Origin of the sequence: Natrialba swarupiae (assembly GCF_008245225.1) — an archaeon.
GTDB lineage: Archaea > Halobacteriota > Halobacteria > Halobacteriales > Natrialbaceae > Natrarchaeobius > Natrarchaeobius swarupiae.
The window spans coordinates 1-14,915 of the sequence record NZ_VTAW01000009.1; the positions used below are offsets into that span (position 1 = coordinate 1).

A 14,915-nucleotide genomic window follows, 5' to 3' on the forward strand; every position below is an offset into this window, starting at 1 on the left:
CTTGCAGGGTTGTGGCGCTGCTGGACACAGTTTCCACACCCTGCTGCCTTCGTTGAGAACGTTTCTATGACACGCTCGTCGCGAACAATCCGTGAGCGACAGCAACGTGATGCGAGGCGGTTCGAAGTAGACGAGTCGCGCGCAACGAAGTGAGCACGTCTCGACGTAGTTCGAACCCGCCCGAGCCCATATTTCTGTGGCGAACAACACCACGAGCGGGTCGTATCGCGTCGACGGTAGTAGCATCGAAGTCATCCGGATGGCGGAAAGCGACGATACGACCGCATATTGGGCCGAGTCGGTTTACTACCCGGCTCCCGGCGGACTGGATCGAGTCCTAGAGTTCGATACACTCTCCCTCGGGGCTGTCGATCGGGTCGGTGTCGCCCCACGAGTGGAAGGTTACCGTCGCGACGTCCGTCTCGAGTTGAGCGGGGTACCCGGTCTCGGTGTCGACGTACCAGCGGGCGTCCTCCTCTGGGTGTTCGTACACCTCGACGGAGTCGCCGTTCAGGGTCGTCGTTTCGGTGGCTTCGAGCGAGTCCTGGACGCCCTGTGGGTTCTCGATGTCTGGCACGGAGGTTTCCGCCGCCGGATCGTCCGTAATGACGCAGTTCCCCTCGACGATCCCGTACGTCTCGCCGTCGACGTGGTATGACTCGACCACCTCGCCGTTGCCGAACTCGGTGCGAGTGTAGTGGTCTCCCTCGTAATGGGTCTGAGAGATCTCCGGAGAGCCAGCTTCGTGGAGGTCGATCTCTGAGACGTAGGACTCTCCGTAGTTGATGTCGCCTCCGGATCCGGTTCCGTGCTGGCCAGGTGCGTCGTCACCCTCGTCGGTCGAGCTGTCTGCATTGCCGTTTCCGTCGTCGCTGGTATCGCCGTCACTCCCGTCGTCGCTCGTACATCCGGCCAGTCCAGTGGCGACGCCGACTCCGGAGAGGATCAGCAGTCGACGCCGCGTCAGTCGCTCGCTCATCGCTCGCTCTTCGTCGTCCCACGTCGGGCCAGCAGATACGACACTCCACCGATGCTCGCGAGCGCGCTGGCGACGCCGAGACCGGGCAAGCTGTCGTCCGAACCGGACCCAGCTGTGCCGTCGTCCGTGCTGTCTGGGTCGTCGGCCGAGCCATCGTCGTCTCCGGACCCACCGCCGACGTCGCGCGGCTGATGGATCTCCTCGAGTGAGGGTCTGTCGGCCGCCGCCGCTGTCTCCGCCCAGGTGTCGTGGTGACCGAGTGTTCCGTACTGCATCCGCGATCCCGCACCCGAGCCAGCAATACCCGCATCGATGGCGTACACCGTCGTATCGTTCGAGAAGTAGACGATACCGTCGACGACGGTCGGAGACGGCGCGTGCTGCATCAGACCGATCGGAGTCTCGGTATCGAACCGCCAGTCGACGTCGCCGCGTTCTGTATCTATCGCGTACAGGTATCCGTCGTCACTGAAGACGAAGACGAGCCCATCCGCGACGGTTGGGGACGAACGCACTCGTTCGCCATCGCCTCGCGTCGCACGTGCCTCGTCGGTCACGTCGAGTGTCCACCGTTCGCTCCCGTCCTCGGCGTCAACTGCGTACATATAGCCTTCCCAGTCGCCGACGTAGACGGCCCCATCGGCTACGGTCGGCGAGGCGCTGACCTCGGACGACTGGAGCGAGTACTCCCACGACAGGTCGCCGTCCTCGGCATCGATCGCAAGCAGTCGACTTCCGACCTCGCCGACGTACACTGTTCCGTCTGCGATGGTTGGCGAGGAACGAATCGGTCCGTCTGCCGCGAACGCCCACTCCGCCTCGCCCGTCTCGGCGTCGATCGCGTAGAGGTGGGCATCGTCGCACCCGACGTAGACGATCCCGTCGGCAACGAGTGGCGTCGAGGCGACGCTATCGTCGGTTTCGAAGAGCCACTCGCGTTCACCCGTCCACGCGTCTAGGGCGTAGACGACGCCGTCGTCGCTTCCGAGATAGATCATCCCGTCGAAGACGACCGGCTGTGTGCTGGGGGCGTACTCCACGTCGACGCTGTAGAGCCGATCGTCGGTCGCCGCGTCGTAAGCTTCCACGGCGGCGTCTCCGCCGTCCTGGGCGACGAAGAGGACGTCGTTGACGACGGTCGCTGCATTGACCGGCCGATCCTGGAAGATCGCCTCCCGGTGGTCGCCGGTCGCCGCATCGATTGCGTGCACTCGATGGCTCGGTTGTTCCGACATCCCCACGTAGACCGTCCCGTCGACGACCGTCGGTGCAGTCCGGGCCCGCTGATCGGCTTCGTAGGTCCACTCGATAGTCCCGCCTGCAGCCGCTGTCTCGGTAGCCCCGGCGACAGCGACACCCGCCATCGCCACTCCGACACTCGCCCGGAGAACGTCCCGTCGAGTCGAACCCGACCGGCCTTCCGTCGCGTCTTCTAAGTTCCTCGGTCGGGTTCTACGAAGAGCCCCCCACCGACTATTACGTTGATCGTCGCGTTCACGCGCCCTCAGTTCCACAATATCGACGCGTTGGCCGGGGAACGCTTGACTGTTAGCTACGATCGAAGTAACTCATACGCCTACTTCGAAGTAACCCAGTTGAGAGATGGACGGCAGACCGGCTTACGCCGGTGCGTACCGGTCGGCGGCTCGAGCAGCCAGTCGCGCGACACGGATGGGTTCGGGGCGGCCACCCGAGTGGGTAAACGCCTCGAGAACCTCCGTGGCCGTCGTGAACTCACAGCCGACGGCCCTGGCGTAGACGGTGTCGTCGCCGAGTGACAGCGCCCGCCGTTCGGGAAGGTCGTGGTACGCCTCGAGGCGGTGTTCGAGGGCCGCGCCGTCGAACGCCTCGCGAATGCCGTCCTCGAGACCATCGCTCGCCTCGAACGTGACCGCGATCACGGGACGGTCACACCGCTCGTGGATCGTCGAGAGCTCGAGAACGTTGTACCAGGCTGGAGCGACGGCACCGACCAGGACGTACCGGGCGTCGGGCCGCGCTGTGTCGTCGACGAGCGACGTGACTGCGTCGGTTGCATCGGTGCCGCCGACGGTGCACGAGCCGTAGGCGAGTCCGTCTACGACGCCGTCGGCGCGTACGACGGCGCCGTCGGCGCGTACGACGGCGCCGGCGAGCGTGCTCTGGCTCCGGTTGCTCTGGTACGATTCGGCGATGCCAAGCGCCCGCGTTCCTGGTTTCGTCACTCCGTGTCGTCTTTGATCTCTTTCAACCGATCGAGTAGCTCGTCGCTGGATGCGCCGTTCTCGAACTCGATCGTCCCCTCGTGACTATTCTGTCCGGATTTGACTCCGTCGTCTTCGTCAAAATCAGCGTCAACGTCCTGTTGCTCGGATTCGTCGTAGCTCCCGAATCCCATACGTGGTAACACACGGGTCCCTAGTTGAAAAGTTCCGCGGTGATAGCTGTATCCTCTGATATCGTGAAATAAACACCAGCGGAACCGTTCGGACGACGCCACCGTTTTGACGCCGGAACGCGAGCGTTCGGTCATGGAGGTTCATCACGTCACCGAGGATGCGGAGACGTTCACCTGCAACGCGTTCCTGGCGGTCAGCGCGGAGACGACGCTCGTCGATGCGGGAGCCTGGGACGGCGTCGTCGAGGAGATTCGATCGCACACCGACCACGTCGATGCGGTCGTCGTGACCCATCAACACGGCGATCACGTCTCACAGCTCGAGGCGGTCGTCGACGCGTTCGATCCCGACGTCTACGCCTACGCCAATCACCCGGCTCGGACGCACCCACTCGCGGACGGCGACGAGGTGACGATCGGCGACGAGACGTTCGACGTCGTCTCCACGCCAGGCCACGCCGACGATCACGTCTCGTTCGTCTCCGATCGCTCGCTGTTTTCCGGCGATGTCGTCGTCCACGACGACGGCGCGTTCGACTACGGAAGCTTCGGCCGAACCGACATGGCCGGCCAGTCCCGCGAGCGGCTCATCGAGAGCATCGAGGAGCTGCTCGAGCGGATGCCCGATGGCGTTTCCCGGATGTACGCCGGCCACGGCGGTGTCTTCGAGGGCGACGTCCGCGACGTCGTCGAGACGGCCCTCGAGCGCGCGGAGAAACGCGAGCCGAAGTACCCCGACGAGTAGTCCGGTCTGGGCAGGGCGCTAGTCGTCGCTCGTTGCGGCCGGCGATTCGTGAGCGACCTGTTTCGAGTTCTCGAGCCAGTTCTCGATGTTCTCGGCGACGTAGTCCTTTCCGCCCCAGCCAAAGGCGATGCCAACTGCGAGCGCGACGGCCAGCCCCACGCCGTAGGCGATGCCCTGGGCGAACGTATGCAAGATCGTTACGTCGACACCCATCGTATCGAGACCGATGACCAGGACGACGAAGTACAGCATCATCTTCGTCCCACGGGCGAGCGCCGGCGAGAAACCGGTCCCTTTCGCAACCGGCGACTGTCGGACCTGATCGGCGGCGTGACTGGCGAGATAGAAGCCCAGAAAGAGAACGACGGTCCCCATGAGAATCGGCGGGACGTAGCCGAAGAACTCGACCGCCCAATTTGAGATGAACCTCGTGGAAACCGACGCATATCGGTGGATGAGCCACTCTATCGCCACAAAGAACGTGACCAGCAGGACGTAGTACCTGGCGAGCAGTCCGAACGTCCGCGAGACGGCGACCTCCCCGTCGGAAAACAGCGCGTCGAAGGGGGTCCGGCGGACCTTCTCGTCGAGTTCGATCCGCCGGCCGAGCGTCGTAACGATCGGTTGGACTTTGCTCGCGACGACGGCTCCGAGCAACAGAATGAGCCCGAAGACGAGGAGAATCGGAAAGAACTCGACGAGGCCGACGACGTGGCCCTCGAGAGCGTTTCGAATCCCGTCGACGAGCAACGGATACGAGTACATCACTGCTCACCTCCCGAGAGTCGCTCACGTTCGTCTGTCAATCGTTCGCGTTCCTCCTGTTTCATACCGCAATTTCCTTCGAACATCTCATTCGGTAATTAAACGGAGGAAAGATAGTATTTTTGATTAGAAGTTGGGCCAGAATCTGTTCGAGGAAGTCGGAGACGGCTCGTTCGATTCGGAGTGAAGCGGCTACTCGACCTGGAATACGCGGAAGAAACCGGACCGCAGGCGGTCGATTACGCCGCTCGAGCTTCCTTCGCCTTCGGGCGGAGGTTCCCGTAGCCACACTTGCGGCAATTGTCGGCATCTTTCGGGTTGCGTGCGTTACAGCGCATACAGATCATCTTCTCGAGCGTCCGTTTCTCTGCGGCGTCGAAGCTGGCCATATCGGGCCGTTGGGCCGACGTCCATTTAACCGCTGTGATCGCTCCGTTCGTCCCCCTCGTCGTGGTCGTCCCCGTCGTCGGCGAGATAATCGTCCTGGACGGCGACGATATCAGTCGAGTCCGCACAGTCGCGGTACCGGCGCAAGGGTTCCTCGTTGAGCGTCAAGAATGTCTCGCCCCACCGAAACGGCTCGAGAATTTCGGCCGCACGCTCGGGCTCGCCAAGGATGGAGAGCGCGCCAGCGAGCGCCTCGACGGTAGTGAGCTGGAACGGGCGACCGTAGTTGACCGGGTTCGCGGCGACGAGAAACGGGAGGGCACGGTGGACGCCGTTCATCCGGAACGAGGCAGCCTCCGCGGACTCCCAGGAGCAGTCGAGCGCGACGAGGGTACCGAGGCCGTCCTCGAGATCCGCCGGCGAGAGCGCTTGCTCCGCGTGGGGGTTGAGAACGATCCCGTACGGAACCTGTTCCATCCGTCGGTAGAGGATCGCCTCGTCGAACTGCTCGAGGCGACGCGCCGTACACTTCTTCGGATCGTCGTCGCCCTCGTAGTAGACGTGACACTCCACGGGTGGTCGTACGAACGACCGGAAGAAAAGCACCGCGGACCGGTGCCGTATTATCCCTCGTGGATCGCCTCGCCTCGATTGAGCCGCGTAGCGATGGTGAACGTCTGCTCGGCCTCCCGTCGCGTCGGGAAGTGGGCGGACATGTACCGGGCGGTCGCGATCAGTGGAATTCGACGGCGCGACTCGAGCGCACTCCCGACGTCGACGCCGTCGGCGCGATCCCCACGAGCCGCGGCCTCCGCCGTGGCGAGGTCGTACTGTCGGAACGCGGCCTCGAGGTTCTGGAGTGTGTGGAAGCCGGCGTCCTCGCACAGGAGGCTGTGGCCCAGCGTTCGCCTCAGGTCGGCGGACTTGCCCCCACAGTCGAGGAATTCGGCCACGAGCCGTCCGGATTCGTTCACCTCGCCGTCGACGTCGAACGTTTCGCGCAGGTCTTTGAGGATGGCGTCCGGGTCCCGGCCGGTGTCCTCCTCGCCAGCGTCGGGAATCGGTGCCGGTGGCGTGTTGAGAAAGCGATCGAGGTAGACCGAGATGCCGGCATCGAAGACGCCGCGGTAGAGTTCGACGGCGTCGGTTCGCCGCGTCGCTACGTGGACGGCGTTGGCGTAGGTGAACGTGTGATGAACCGTGTTCCAGTCGCCGAACTCGTTGGCGGTGCCAAACTGGGCGACCCGCGTCGCAGCGGCGTGGGCGACCTCGGCTGCGAGTTCTTCGCTCGTCGCCCCCTCGGCCGCCGCGTCCGCGAGCGCGTCGACGATCGCCTCGGGATCGTCCGCGAGCAGGGCCGATCGGAATCCGTCGGGGCGAGACCACGACGTCCCCGCCCCTTCTTCGACTAGCTCCTCGAGCCCGCTCGTCTCGGAGACGTCGCCGCCGTAGACGTCCTCGAGCAGGGCGATCAGGTCGATCGGCTGGCGCCACGCCGAGCGTTCGTCGCTTCGCGCCGCGGTCCTGATCGGTTCGACGACCGCGGCGAGGGCGTCGCCAGCGATCGGCTCGTTCCCTCGGCCGCTCACATCACCGGAATCGTCGAAGCCGTCGACGTGCTTGAGCGCCTCGAACGCCGTGTTCGCGAAGTCGAGGAGGTGGCCGTCCGAGAGGTAGGGATGGTCGGTCGCCGCGGCGAAGACGAGTTCAGCGAGTTCCGCTTCGGAGCGACCGGTTGCGACGGCAGTGCGCAGACAGCGTTCCGCGCCGGCCCGATCGCGCACCTCGACGCAGTCACGAAACCAGGATTTCAGCCGATCGAACGGGACCGCGTCGGTCGAAAACGACGGCTGGTCGAAGTTCACCGACTCGCCCGCACAGTCGTCCGCGACGTGGCGAACACCGGTGTACAGCGCTCGCTTTCGATCCTCGGGTGAGAGGTCGCCGATCACGTTCGCCATACAACCGAGTATCGTCAACCCCGATCCCCAGCCGGAGTCGTTGTACCGAGTACCGAAGAAAAGCGCCGTCTCGACGGGGTCGCGGAAGTCGATGCCCGCGTCGAGTAACCCGATCGTCGATTTGGCGACGACCAGTCGGAGGTTCTCCTCGAGTCCGGTCTCTAACCGTTCGGCCCAGTGTTCGTCGGGTGGCAGGTCCCGCGGCGGGTTCGGGTTCACGTAGACCGTTCCATCGCGGACCTCGACGGGGTACGTCGGCACGTCGTCGGCCCACGGGTCAAACGTGTCGCCACAGGAGAGTTCGAACCGCGCGTGGTGCCAGTGGCAGGTGAGGATGCCGTCGTCGACGGTGCCCTCGACCAGCGGAAAGGCCATGTGCGGACAGCGGTTGTTCACGGCCCGGATCTCGCCCTCGTGGGCGAAGATCGCGATCGGCGTTCCCTCGACGCTCGCCAGTTCGCGGCCGGACGCCTCGACGTCCTCGAGTGACGCGACCGCGTGGAAATCATCAGCTGTTGGCACGGGTCGTCGAACGCCGTCCGACCGTGTAAGCGTTTGCTGAATATGGGTTGTGTGTGGAAATAGATATATCCGCCACCTCGAGCGTACCCACCGAGTACCAGACTTTTTACGACAGCGACGAAACGTCTTTCCGATGGATTCGAGGTCGGTCGTTCGGCGGTACTACGACGCACTCGACGACCACGAGTACGACGCGCTCGAGGACGTGCTCGCCCCGGGATTCGTACAACGGCGTCCCGACCGGTCGTTCCCGGACCGCGAGTCGTTCGTCCGGTTCATGCGCGAGGGCCGTCCGAATCCGAACACGACTCACGAACTGGTTGCCATCGTCGGCCAAGGTGAGACGGTCGCGGCTCGCGGCCGCGTCCTCGATTCGGACGACCCCCTGTTCGAGTTCGCCGACTTCTTCGAACTCGAGGACGGGCGAATCGTCGAACTCGAGACGTACTCCAGGTGATCCTCTCGACCGGCTCTGTTCCGAACGCGAGGACCCCACCCAACGGACTCGAGACTATATCGGTTCACTGAGTAACACACCCAAACTGGGCACGTGCCACGATACCATTTCTCTCTGAATTTGGGACACACACCCTCTATAGCGACGGATCTAAACTCACAAGTACCCGGGAGACCGTAACGATATAAATGAACGTGAACAGAGACGTTTTCCTCTTTGCCGCGCTCGCGGTTGCCTGGGGGACGGCGTTTACGGCGATCGAGATCGGACTCGAGTCGCTTCCGCCGATTCTCTTTGCCGCGTTGCGATTCGACGTCGCTGCGGTCGTGTTTGCAGGTATCGTCCTCGCGATGGGGCTGGAGTGGCGACCGCGGACGAACGCCGACTGGATCGCGATCGGCGTCGGCGGCGGGTTGCTCGTCGGCGCGCACTTTGCCCTCCTCTTTCTCGGCCAGTCGTACGTCTCGAGTGCGGTCTCGGCTATCGTCATGAGCCTGATCCCGATCCTGACGCCGCCACTCGCACTCGCGGTGTTGCCACGGGCCCGCGTTCGAGCGCCGGCCGTCCTCGGATTGGTCGTCGGTCTCGCGGGGATCGTCGCCATCGCCACCGCAGGAGGCTCGCTCGACGGACAGGCACTCGGCATCGGATTGCTGCTCGCGGCCGCGCTCTCGTTTGCGGTCGGCTCCGTGATCCTCGAGCGAACCGAGAGGACGCTGTCGACGATGTCCCTGCAGGCGTGGGCGATGGCCGTCGGTGCCGTGCTCTTGCACGCGCTGAGCCTCGCCCACCCGGGCGAGCACATCGCGAGCATGTCGGCCGCGACACCGGCGACGGTCGGTGCGATCGCATATCTCGGACTCGTCTCGACTGCCGGTGGGTTCCTGTTGTACTTCGCTCTGCTCGAGCGGGTGGGGGCAACCGAAGCCAGTCTCATCAACTACGCAGCGCCGGTCGTCGCGGTGGTGGTCGGTTGGGTGGTTCTCGGGGAAGCGGTCACGCTCACGACGATCGTCGGCTTCGCGTTGATCCTCGTCGGATTCGCACTCTGCAAGATCGACACCCTCTGGAAGACGGCCGGACCGGTCGTCGGCTACGGCCCCTCCCGCCCACCAGTATCGGGCGTCGTACCCGCAGATCCGTGTGCCGAAAACGGAGTCGTCGTCGACGGAGACGGCAACGTCTTCGTCGCGGTACCCTCCGCTGACACCCGTTGTGGGGCACCAGCCGCCGACTGACCGCCGTTCACTCGACTGCGCTGAATACGACTCGTTGTTCGAGCGCCACCAAAAGTACCATACTCTTTCGTGATACAGTACTCTCTACTTAGGTGGTTCCGTGACCAAGAAACGCGAATACAGGGACGACTATCCCGACAAGACGCTGTACATTCCAGGTCCAACCGAGGTCCGCGAGGACGTCATCGACGAGATGAGCCAGCGGATGTTCGGCCACCGGATGGACCGGATGACCGACCTCTACACGACCATCGTCGAGGACACCAAGGAGTTTCTCGACACCGACAACGACGTCATCGTTCTGACGGGGTCGGGCACGGAGTTCATGGAGAGTTCGATTCTGAATCTCGTCGACGAGAACCTCCTCGTGACGACCTGCGGGAGCTTCAGCGAGCGCCAGGCCAACGTCGCCGAACGCCTCGGCAAGGACGTCGACACCCTCGAGTACGAGTGGGGGCAAGCGGTCAAACCCGGCGACGTCCGCGAGGTGCTCGAGCGAAGCGACACCGAGTACGACGTCGTCACGTGCGTGATGAACGAGTCTTCGACCGGCGTCCGCAACCCAGTCGAGGAGATCGGTGACGTCGTCGCCGAGTATCCGGACACCTACTTCGTCGTCGACGCCGTCTCCGCGCTCGGCGGCGACTACGTCGATATCGACGAACACAACATCGACGTCATCTTCACCTCGGTGCAGAAGGCCTTCGCCATGCCGCCCGGCCTGGCCGTCTGTGTCGTCAGCGAGGACGCCTACGAACGGGAACTCGAGTCCGACTCGGCCTCGTGGTACGGCGGCTTCCAGCGCACGCTCGACTACTACGACCGGAAGGGCCAGACTCACTCGACGCCCGCCATCCCGGTCATGCTCGCCTACCGAAAGCAGATGAAACACATGCTCTCCGAGGGCCACGACGCCCGCGACGCGCGCCACCGCGAGATGGCCGAATACACCCGCGAGTGGGCCAACGAGCACTTCGAGATGTTCCCCGAAGGGGGCTACGAGTCCCAGACGGTCAGTTGCATCGAGAACACCCAGGGGATCGACGTCGCGGAAACTATCGACGCCGTCAGCGAGGAGTACGACTTCGTCTTCTCCAATGGCTACGGCTCCGCACTCGGCGAGAAGACGTTCCGTGTCGGTCACATGGGCGAACACGACCTCGAGTCGATCCAGGCGTTGACAGACGCCATCGAGGACGTCGCCGGGCTGTAGTCACCAGCGACACCTCGGTCCCCCGGCCGTTGTGCGTGTAGCGGGCGGACTTGCCTACCGACCCAGCCCGCGAACCCACTCGAGAACGCCCGTGATCGCGTCCGAAACCCACTCGAGTGCCGTTCCGGCCCGGCCGACGAGCCCGCCATCTTCGCTCCCATCCGTGGACGTACTACCCTCTCCGCTATCCGCGAGCGAGTCGTCGCCGTCCGTCTCCGCCTCGAGCGCTGCCCGAGCGTCGACGAGCCCGTGGCCGTCCTCGCAGCTCTCGAGGACCGGCTCCACGGTTTCGGTGATTGTCCGCCGAACTGCCTCGTTCGAACCCGCCCCATCGGCTTGCTCGCGCTCCCAGACCAGCGCCGCGACGCCGGTGACGAACGGACAGGCGATGCTGGTTCCGCTGGCCTCGGCGTACTCGTTGCCGGCGAACGTCGACTCGACGTCCGTCCCCGGCGCCAGCAGATCGACGGCGTCGCCGACGCTGCTGTACGATGCCAACGTGTCGTCTTCGTCCATCGCCGCGACCGCGAGGACGTTCTCGTGGGTCGCCGGATAGGTCATCGTTTCCGCCTCACAGGAGCCGTTCCCCGGGTTCCCCCCGTTTCCGGCCGCCGAGAGCAGCAGGTGGCCGGCGGCGTGTGCGGTCTCGATCGCCTCGGCTACCGTGGCGCTCTCGGTTTCGCCGCCGAGGCTCATCGAGATGAGTTCGACGTCGTTCGACAGACACCAGTCGATGCCGGCGATCAGTTCGCTGTACCGCCCGTTTCCGTCGTCGTCGAGCACTTTCACGGCATAGAGGTCCGCGTTCGGCGCCGTCCCGACGACGCCGAGGCCGTTGTCGAGCGCACCGGCGATACCGGCGACGTGGGTCCCGTGTCCGTGGCGATCCTCGTAGTCACCTGGCGATCCAAAGCCCGTGAAGTTCCGACCGCCCGCGACCTCGAGGCTACAGTGATCGGTCTGAATCCCCGTATCGAGAATGCCGACGTCGACGCCGGCGCCGTCCGCGTCGACCTCGTCGGCACCGATCCGCTCGAGGCCCCACGGCGCTCGCTGGTCGGAGTGAGTGGAACAGTCCGAACGATCCGGCCCCAACAGAAACTCCAGGAGCGACGGTGACCAGCCGTCGGGAATTTTCGTCTCGCCGTCGTCCTCGACGAACGCGACCGCCGGCGCGTCCGTGAGCTCCTCGAGGCGGTTTGACGGAACCTCCACGACGACGAACTCGAAGTTGTCGTACTCGAGGAGCGTCCGGCCACCGACGGCCTCGACCACGTCGAGGAGGTCGCCGAGCAGCCCGTTCCGCGGGTGGACGAACACCCTTCGAGTCTCCGTCGTCGACGCTGGCGGCGACGCCGATACCGGGTTCCCGACGGTTGCGAGGGTAACCCCGGCGCCGACACACTGGAGGAGCTGACGACGGCTGAGAGTCATGGAACCTGGACTATGAAGCTGAAGAATAAGTCTTCTGTCTGGGCTGCTCTCGCGTCGGTGACCTCGAGCGTGTCATAGCAGGTTCGCGTGAGTTTCGACACGACGCCGAGGTTCACCCGGGCAGGCCGGAACGGCCGAAGAGGCGTCCGACTCCCGGACTTTCGTCGTATCCGACGGGTCAGATCCGTAATAAAGAGTTTTAGTCCGGTCCTCCGTAGCGACTCGCATGACTGAGTACACCATCGAGTTCGTCGGGACGGGGGAGACGATCACCTGCTCGGAGAAAGAAACCATTCTCAGCCGGTGTCTCGAGGAGGGAATCGCCCAGGAATACTCCTGTCGCGTCGGGATGTGTCTGGCCTGTTCAGCCGAAGTCCTCGAGGGGGAGGTCACCCAGCCGGCCGCACGCGGCCTCACGGAGGAGGAAGCCGAGAACTACGCCCTGACCTGTATGGCCCGCCCACAATCCGACCTGAGACTCGAGCGCGGCGTCTACCCGCCGAGCATCGAAAGCGACCTCGAGGCCGAAGGCGGCGAGACGGCGGCGGCCGACGACTGACCGATCGCCGACCGTTCTGCGATCCGCTGGAACCGACTCATCGCAGGCCGTATCGTACGTCCCGCTGTTGACGTCGAGTATCAACGTGTCCCGAGATCCATCAAGCGGTCAACCGAGAGTGACGTCAGAAAATATGTGATATACTTTTTATTTTGGGTTAAATGAGCGTTCCTAGAGTAGTCTGAGAGACAGAAGTTTAACGGTATCGGGATGTCTCCCTCCAACTCGAGGGAAGAACGTGAAAAATGAAACGACCCCACTCGATGTGACCACTCGAGGTCCGGGAGAGCCGGAGGTTGTGGTTGTTGGTGGTATCCACGGCGACGAGACCGGCGGCGTCCGTGCAGTACGCCGTTTGCGGGAGGCGGACCTCGACCTAAAGCGGGGTGTCGCGTTCGTCGTCGCCAATCCGGCCGCAGTCGACGCCGGTGAACGATATCTGGACTCGGACCTCAATCGTGCCTTCCCTGGCAACCCAACCGGTGATCGTGAGCAACGACTCGCCGCTCACCTCCGAAAGTTGGTTCAGGACCGTACGACACTCTCACTGCACGGTACCCACTCCCAGCCCACACCGTTTGCACTCATCCACCGTTCTCAGCCCCGCCAGTTCGATCTTGCAGCGCGGATGCCCGTCCCACACGTCGTCGACCACTGGGGTGTAAACGAGGGGGCGATCACGTCCTGTGGACTCTCCGTCGAAATCGAAGTCGGTCCACAGGGCACAGAGGAAGCGGCCGTGGCCGCCGAACACCAAGCCGAAGCGTTTCTCAAGCTAGTGGATGCTCTGCCTGGTGAACCACCCACCGCAGACCCGAATTTCTTCCATATGGCCGACCCGATTGGAAAACCGTCCGGGGTATCCTACGAGGTTCACGTCACGAATTTCGAATCAGTCCCAGCGGGGACGACGTATGCAAGCGTCGATGGACGGGGACTGATCACAGATGACCCGTTTCACCCGATATTGATGTCAGCTGATGGATACTCGGAGATCTTCGGCTACAAGGGAGCCAAAATAGCGGACTCACTCGAACGGGTTCGAGAGATATTGCTCAATTAGGAACGAGGTGCGATCACCATGAGCCATAGTCAGAAGGATAACAAATCGATGCAAAAAAGCATAGAAGTAGAGTACTGGGTCGTCGATCAGGACGGCGCGCTCGCGGATCCAGGGGAGCTCACGGAGTATTCGGCGTTCGTCGAGGAGGAGTTCGTGTATCCGCTACTCGAGGTGAAAACCCCACCATGTGAGACGTATTCGGCACTGAGATCGACGTTCGTCGAACTACTAGACGAGCTCCTCCTCAAAGCCGACGAACTCGACAAAATGCTCGTCCCGCTCGGGACGCCACTCAATAGTGAATCGATCGAGGTTCGACCCAGCGAACGAAGCCGGATACAAAAGCGTGTGCTCGGCGATAACTTTGCCTACGCGAAACACTGTGCCGGGACGCATCTCCATTTCGAGAAGCGAAACGTCACAGATCAACTCAACGTACTTGCCAGCCTCGATCCGGCGCTATGCCTGTTGAATTCCTCTCCGTACTTCCAGGGGGAGCGGGTTGCAAACAGTGCTCGCGCATATATTTACCGGAAGAAGTGTTATGAATACTTCCCCCTACACGGCCAGCTTTGGGATTACGTCAATACCGTCGGACAGTGGGAGAGACAACTCGACCGGCTCTTCGATTCGTTCAAACGAGCGTCCATGAACGAGGGAGTCGAAGAAAACGATATCGATGCCAGTTTCTCCCCACAAGATATCGTGTGGACGCCAGTCAGATTACGTGACGAGATGCCAACCGTCGAGTGGCGCGCACCCGACACGTCGCTTCCGAGCCAGATTCTCCGTCTAGCCGAGGAAATCGGTACCATAATGGAGCAGCTCCATCACGCAGAAGTTCGTATCGAAGGCGCCACCGGTAACGTGACAGAAGAGAGAATCACGATTCCCGAATTCGATGCCGTACTTGACTACGTCGAGGAAGCGATACACGATGGGAGAGAGTCATCAGAGCTCTCTGCGTACCTCGAGCGAATGGGGTTCGACGTTCGGGAATACGAGCCACTCACACAGAAAATTGACGGGCACGAGTACGTCAGTCTTGACGAAGCCCGTGAAATTCGCCTTCGATACGGGAGACGACTGCGACGAGACGTGGATGACTTAACGAGAAGTTGATGTTTTCTACCATCTGTACACGCTCACTTGTGTGACAGACATCCGATATATGATCCGAAACTGCGCCGGAGAACAGGGACGCTCGGGACGACG

Annotated in this window: 16 protein-coding genes; 7 read left to right on the plus strand and 9 right to left on the minus strand. The window is 63.0% G+C overall.

What is annotated here, in order from left to right; translation table 11 throughout:
- Positions 1–337: 337 nt before the first annotated feature.
- From FYC77_RS08555 to FYC77_RS08570, 4 genes are all read right to left on the minus strand, one after another.
- On the minus strand, positions 338–979 hold the full coding sequence (locus FYC77_RS08555) for a hypothetical protein (protein WP_149081090.1): 642 nt from the start codon (positions 977–979) through the stop codon (positions 338–340).
- Positions 976–2,493: an outer membrane protein assembly factor BamB family protein gene (locus tag FYC77_RS08560; RefSeq protein ID WP_338016487.1), complete on the minus strand. Its 1,518-nt coding sequence runs from the start codon at positions 2,491–2,493 to the stop codon at positions 976–978. The genes FYC77_RS08555 and FYC77_RS08560 overlap by 4 nt, the downstream gene beginning before the upstream one ends.
- A 105-nt stretch (positions 2,494–2,598) precedes the next feature.
- Positions 2,599–3,183 (minus strand): endonuclease dU, encoded by a 585-nt coding sequence (locus tag FYC77_RS08565; RefSeq protein WP_149081092.1) that lies wholly within the window; start codon positions 3,181–3,183, stop codon positions 2,599–2,601.
- Positions 3,180–3,356: a DUF5786 family protein gene (locus FYC77_RS08570; protein WP_149081093.1), complete on the minus strand. Its 177-nt coding sequence runs from the start codon at positions 3,354–3,356 to the stop codon at positions 3,180–3,182. The genes FYC77_RS08565 and FYC77_RS08570 overlap by 4 nt, the downstream gene beginning before the upstream one ends.
- Before the next feature lie 133 nt (positions 3,357–3,489).
- On the opposite strand from FYC77_RS08570, the gene FYC77_RS08575 reads away from it, so the two are divergent.
- Complete coding sequence (locus FYC77_RS08575; RefSeq protein ID WP_149081094.1) at positions 3,490–4,101, plus strand: MBL fold metallo-hydrolase; 612 nt, start codon at positions 3,490–3,492, stop codon at positions 4,099–4,101.
- A gap of 18 nt (positions 4,102–4,119) precedes the next feature.
- Here FYC77_RS08575 and FYC77_RS08580 read toward each other — a convergent pair whose 3' ends face one another.
- The 4 genes from FYC77_RS08580 to FYC77_RS08595 all read right to left on the minus strand — a co-directional run bounded on the left by FYC77_RS08580 (position 4,120) and on the right by FYC77_RS08595 (position 7,736).
- Positions 4,120–4,866, minus strand: a complete 747-nt coding sequence (locus tag FYC77_RS08580; protein WP_149081095.1) for a mechanosensitive ion channel family protein — start codon at positions 4,864–4,866, stop codon at positions 4,120–4,122.
- A gap of 239 nt (positions 4,867–5,105) precedes the next feature.
- Entirely contained in the window at positions 5,106–5,255 is a 150-nt protein-coding gene (locus tag FYC77_RS08585; RefSeq protein WP_124194562.1) for a 50S ribosomal protein L40e, read from the minus strand.
- 25 nt (positions 5,256–5,280) lie between these two features.
- Positions 5,281–5,826, minus strand: a complete 546-nt coding sequence (locus FYC77_RS08590) for a DUF367 family protein (RefSeq protein ID WP_149081096.1) — start codon at positions 5,824–5,826, stop codon at positions 5,281–5,283.
- Positions 5,827–5,876: 50 nt separating this feature from the next.
- Positions 5,877–7,736, minus strand: a complete 1,860-nt coding sequence (locus FYC77_RS08595; RefSeq protein WP_149081097.1) for a Rieske (2Fe-2S) protein — start codon at positions 7,734–7,736, stop codon at positions 5,877–5,879.
- A gap of 133 nt (positions 7,737–7,869) precedes the next feature.
- Here FYC77_RS08595 and FYC77_RS08600 point away from each other — a divergent pair, with 133 nt between their 5' ends.
- From FYC77_RS08600 to FYC77_RS08610, 3 genes are all read left to right on the plus strand, one after another.
- Positions 7,870–8,193, plus strand: coding sequence for a nuclear transport factor 2 family protein (locus FYC77_RS08600; RefSeq protein WP_149081098.1), 324 nt, complete (start codon positions 7,870–7,872; stop codon positions 8,191–8,193).
- A gap of 188 nt (positions 8,194–8,381) precedes the next feature.
- Positions 8,382–9,431, plus strand: a complete 1,050-nt coding sequence (locus FYC77_RS08605) for a DMT family transporter (RefSeq protein WP_149081099.1) — start codon at positions 8,382–8,384, stop codon at positions 9,429–9,431.
- A gap of 100 nt (positions 9,432–9,531) precedes the next feature.
- Entirely contained in the window at positions 9,532–10,644 is a 1,113-nt protein-coding gene (locus tag FYC77_RS08610) for a pyridoxal-phosphate-dependent aminotransferase family protein (protein ID WP_149081100.1), read from the plus strand.
- 54 nt (positions 10,645–10,698) lie between these two features.
- On the opposite strand, the gene FYC77_RS08615 is transcribed toward FYC77_RS08610, so the two are convergent.
- Entirely contained in the window at positions 10,699–12,078 is a 1,380-nt protein-coding gene (locus tag FYC77_RS08615) for a S8 family peptidase (RefSeq protein ID WP_149081101.1), read from the minus strand.
- A 226-nt stretch (positions 12,079–12,304) separates the two neighbouring features.
- Between FYC77_RS08615 and FYC77_RS08620 the strand changes: the two genes are divergently transcribed.
- The 3 genes from FYC77_RS08620 to FYC77_RS08630 all read left to right on the plus strand — a co-directional run bounded on the left by FYC77_RS08620 (position 12,305) and on the right by FYC77_RS08630 (position 14,822).
- A complete protein-coding gene (locus FYC77_RS08620; RefSeq protein WP_149081102.1) occupies positions 12,305–12,637 on the plus strand; it encodes a 2Fe-2S iron-sulfur cluster-binding protein in 333 nt (110 codons plus the stop codon).
- A 298-nt stretch (positions 12,638–12,935) separates the two neighbouring features.
- Positions 12,936–13,700 (plus strand): M14 family metallopeptidase, encoded by a 765-nt coding sequence (locus tag FYC77_RS08625; protein ID WP_238386854.1) that lies wholly within the window; start codon positions 12,936–12,938, stop codon positions 13,698–13,700.
- A 48-nt stretch (positions 13,701–13,748) separates the two neighbouring features.
- The gene (locus tag FYC77_RS08630) at positions 13,749–14,822 is read left to right on the plus strand and encodes a glutamate-cysteine ligase family protein (protein WP_149081206.1); all 1,074 of its coding nucleotides are present in this window, start codon (positions 13,749–13,751) and stop codon (positions 14,820–14,822) included.
- The last annotated feature ends 93 nt before the right edge of the window (positions 14,823–14,915 follow it).

Excerpts from the sequence above, each read along its gene's own strand:
- FYC77_RS08555 (WP_149081090.1), bottom strand. The coding sequence starts at position 979 with ATGAGCGAGCGACTGACGCGGCGTCGACTGCTGATCCTCTCCGGAGTC.
- FYC77_RS08570 (WP_149081093.1), bottom strand. The coding sequence starts at position 3,356 with ATGGGATTCGGGAGCTACGACGAATCCGAGCAACAGGACGTTGACGCT.
- FYC77_RS08575 (WP_149081094.1), top strand. The coding sequence starts at position 3,490 with ATGGAGGTTCATCACGTCACCGAGGATGCGGAGACGTTCACCTGCAAC.
- FYC77_RS08580 (WP_149081095.1), bottom strand. The coding sequence starts at position 4,866 with ATGTACTCGTATCCGTTGCTCGTCGACGGGATTCGAAACGCTCTCGAG.
- FYC77_RS08585 (WP_124194562.1), bottom strand. The coding sequence starts at position 5,255 with ATGGCCAGCTTCGACGCCGCAGAGAAACGGACGCTCGAGAAGATGATC.
- FYC77_RS08600 (WP_149081098.1), top strand. The coding sequence starts at position 7,870 with ATGGATTCGAGGTCGGTCGTTCGGCGGTACTACGACGCACTCGACGAC.
- FYC77_RS08605 (WP_149081099.1), top strand. The coding sequence starts at position 8,382 with ATGAACGTGAACAGAGACGTTTTCCTCTTTGCCGCGCTCGCGGTTGCC.
- FYC77_RS08615 (WP_149081101.1), bottom strand. The coding sequence starts at position 12,078 with ATGACTCTCAGCCGTCGTCAGCTCCTCCAGTGTGTCGGCGCCGGGGTT.
- FYC77_RS08620 (WP_149081102.1), top strand. The coding sequence starts at position 12,305 with ATGACTGAGTACACCATCGAGTTCGTCGGGACGGGGGAGACGATCACC.
- FYC77_RS08630 (WP_149081206.1), top strand. The coding sequence starts at position 13,749 with ATGCAAAAAAGCATAGAAGTAGAGTACTGGGTCGTCGATCAGGACGGC.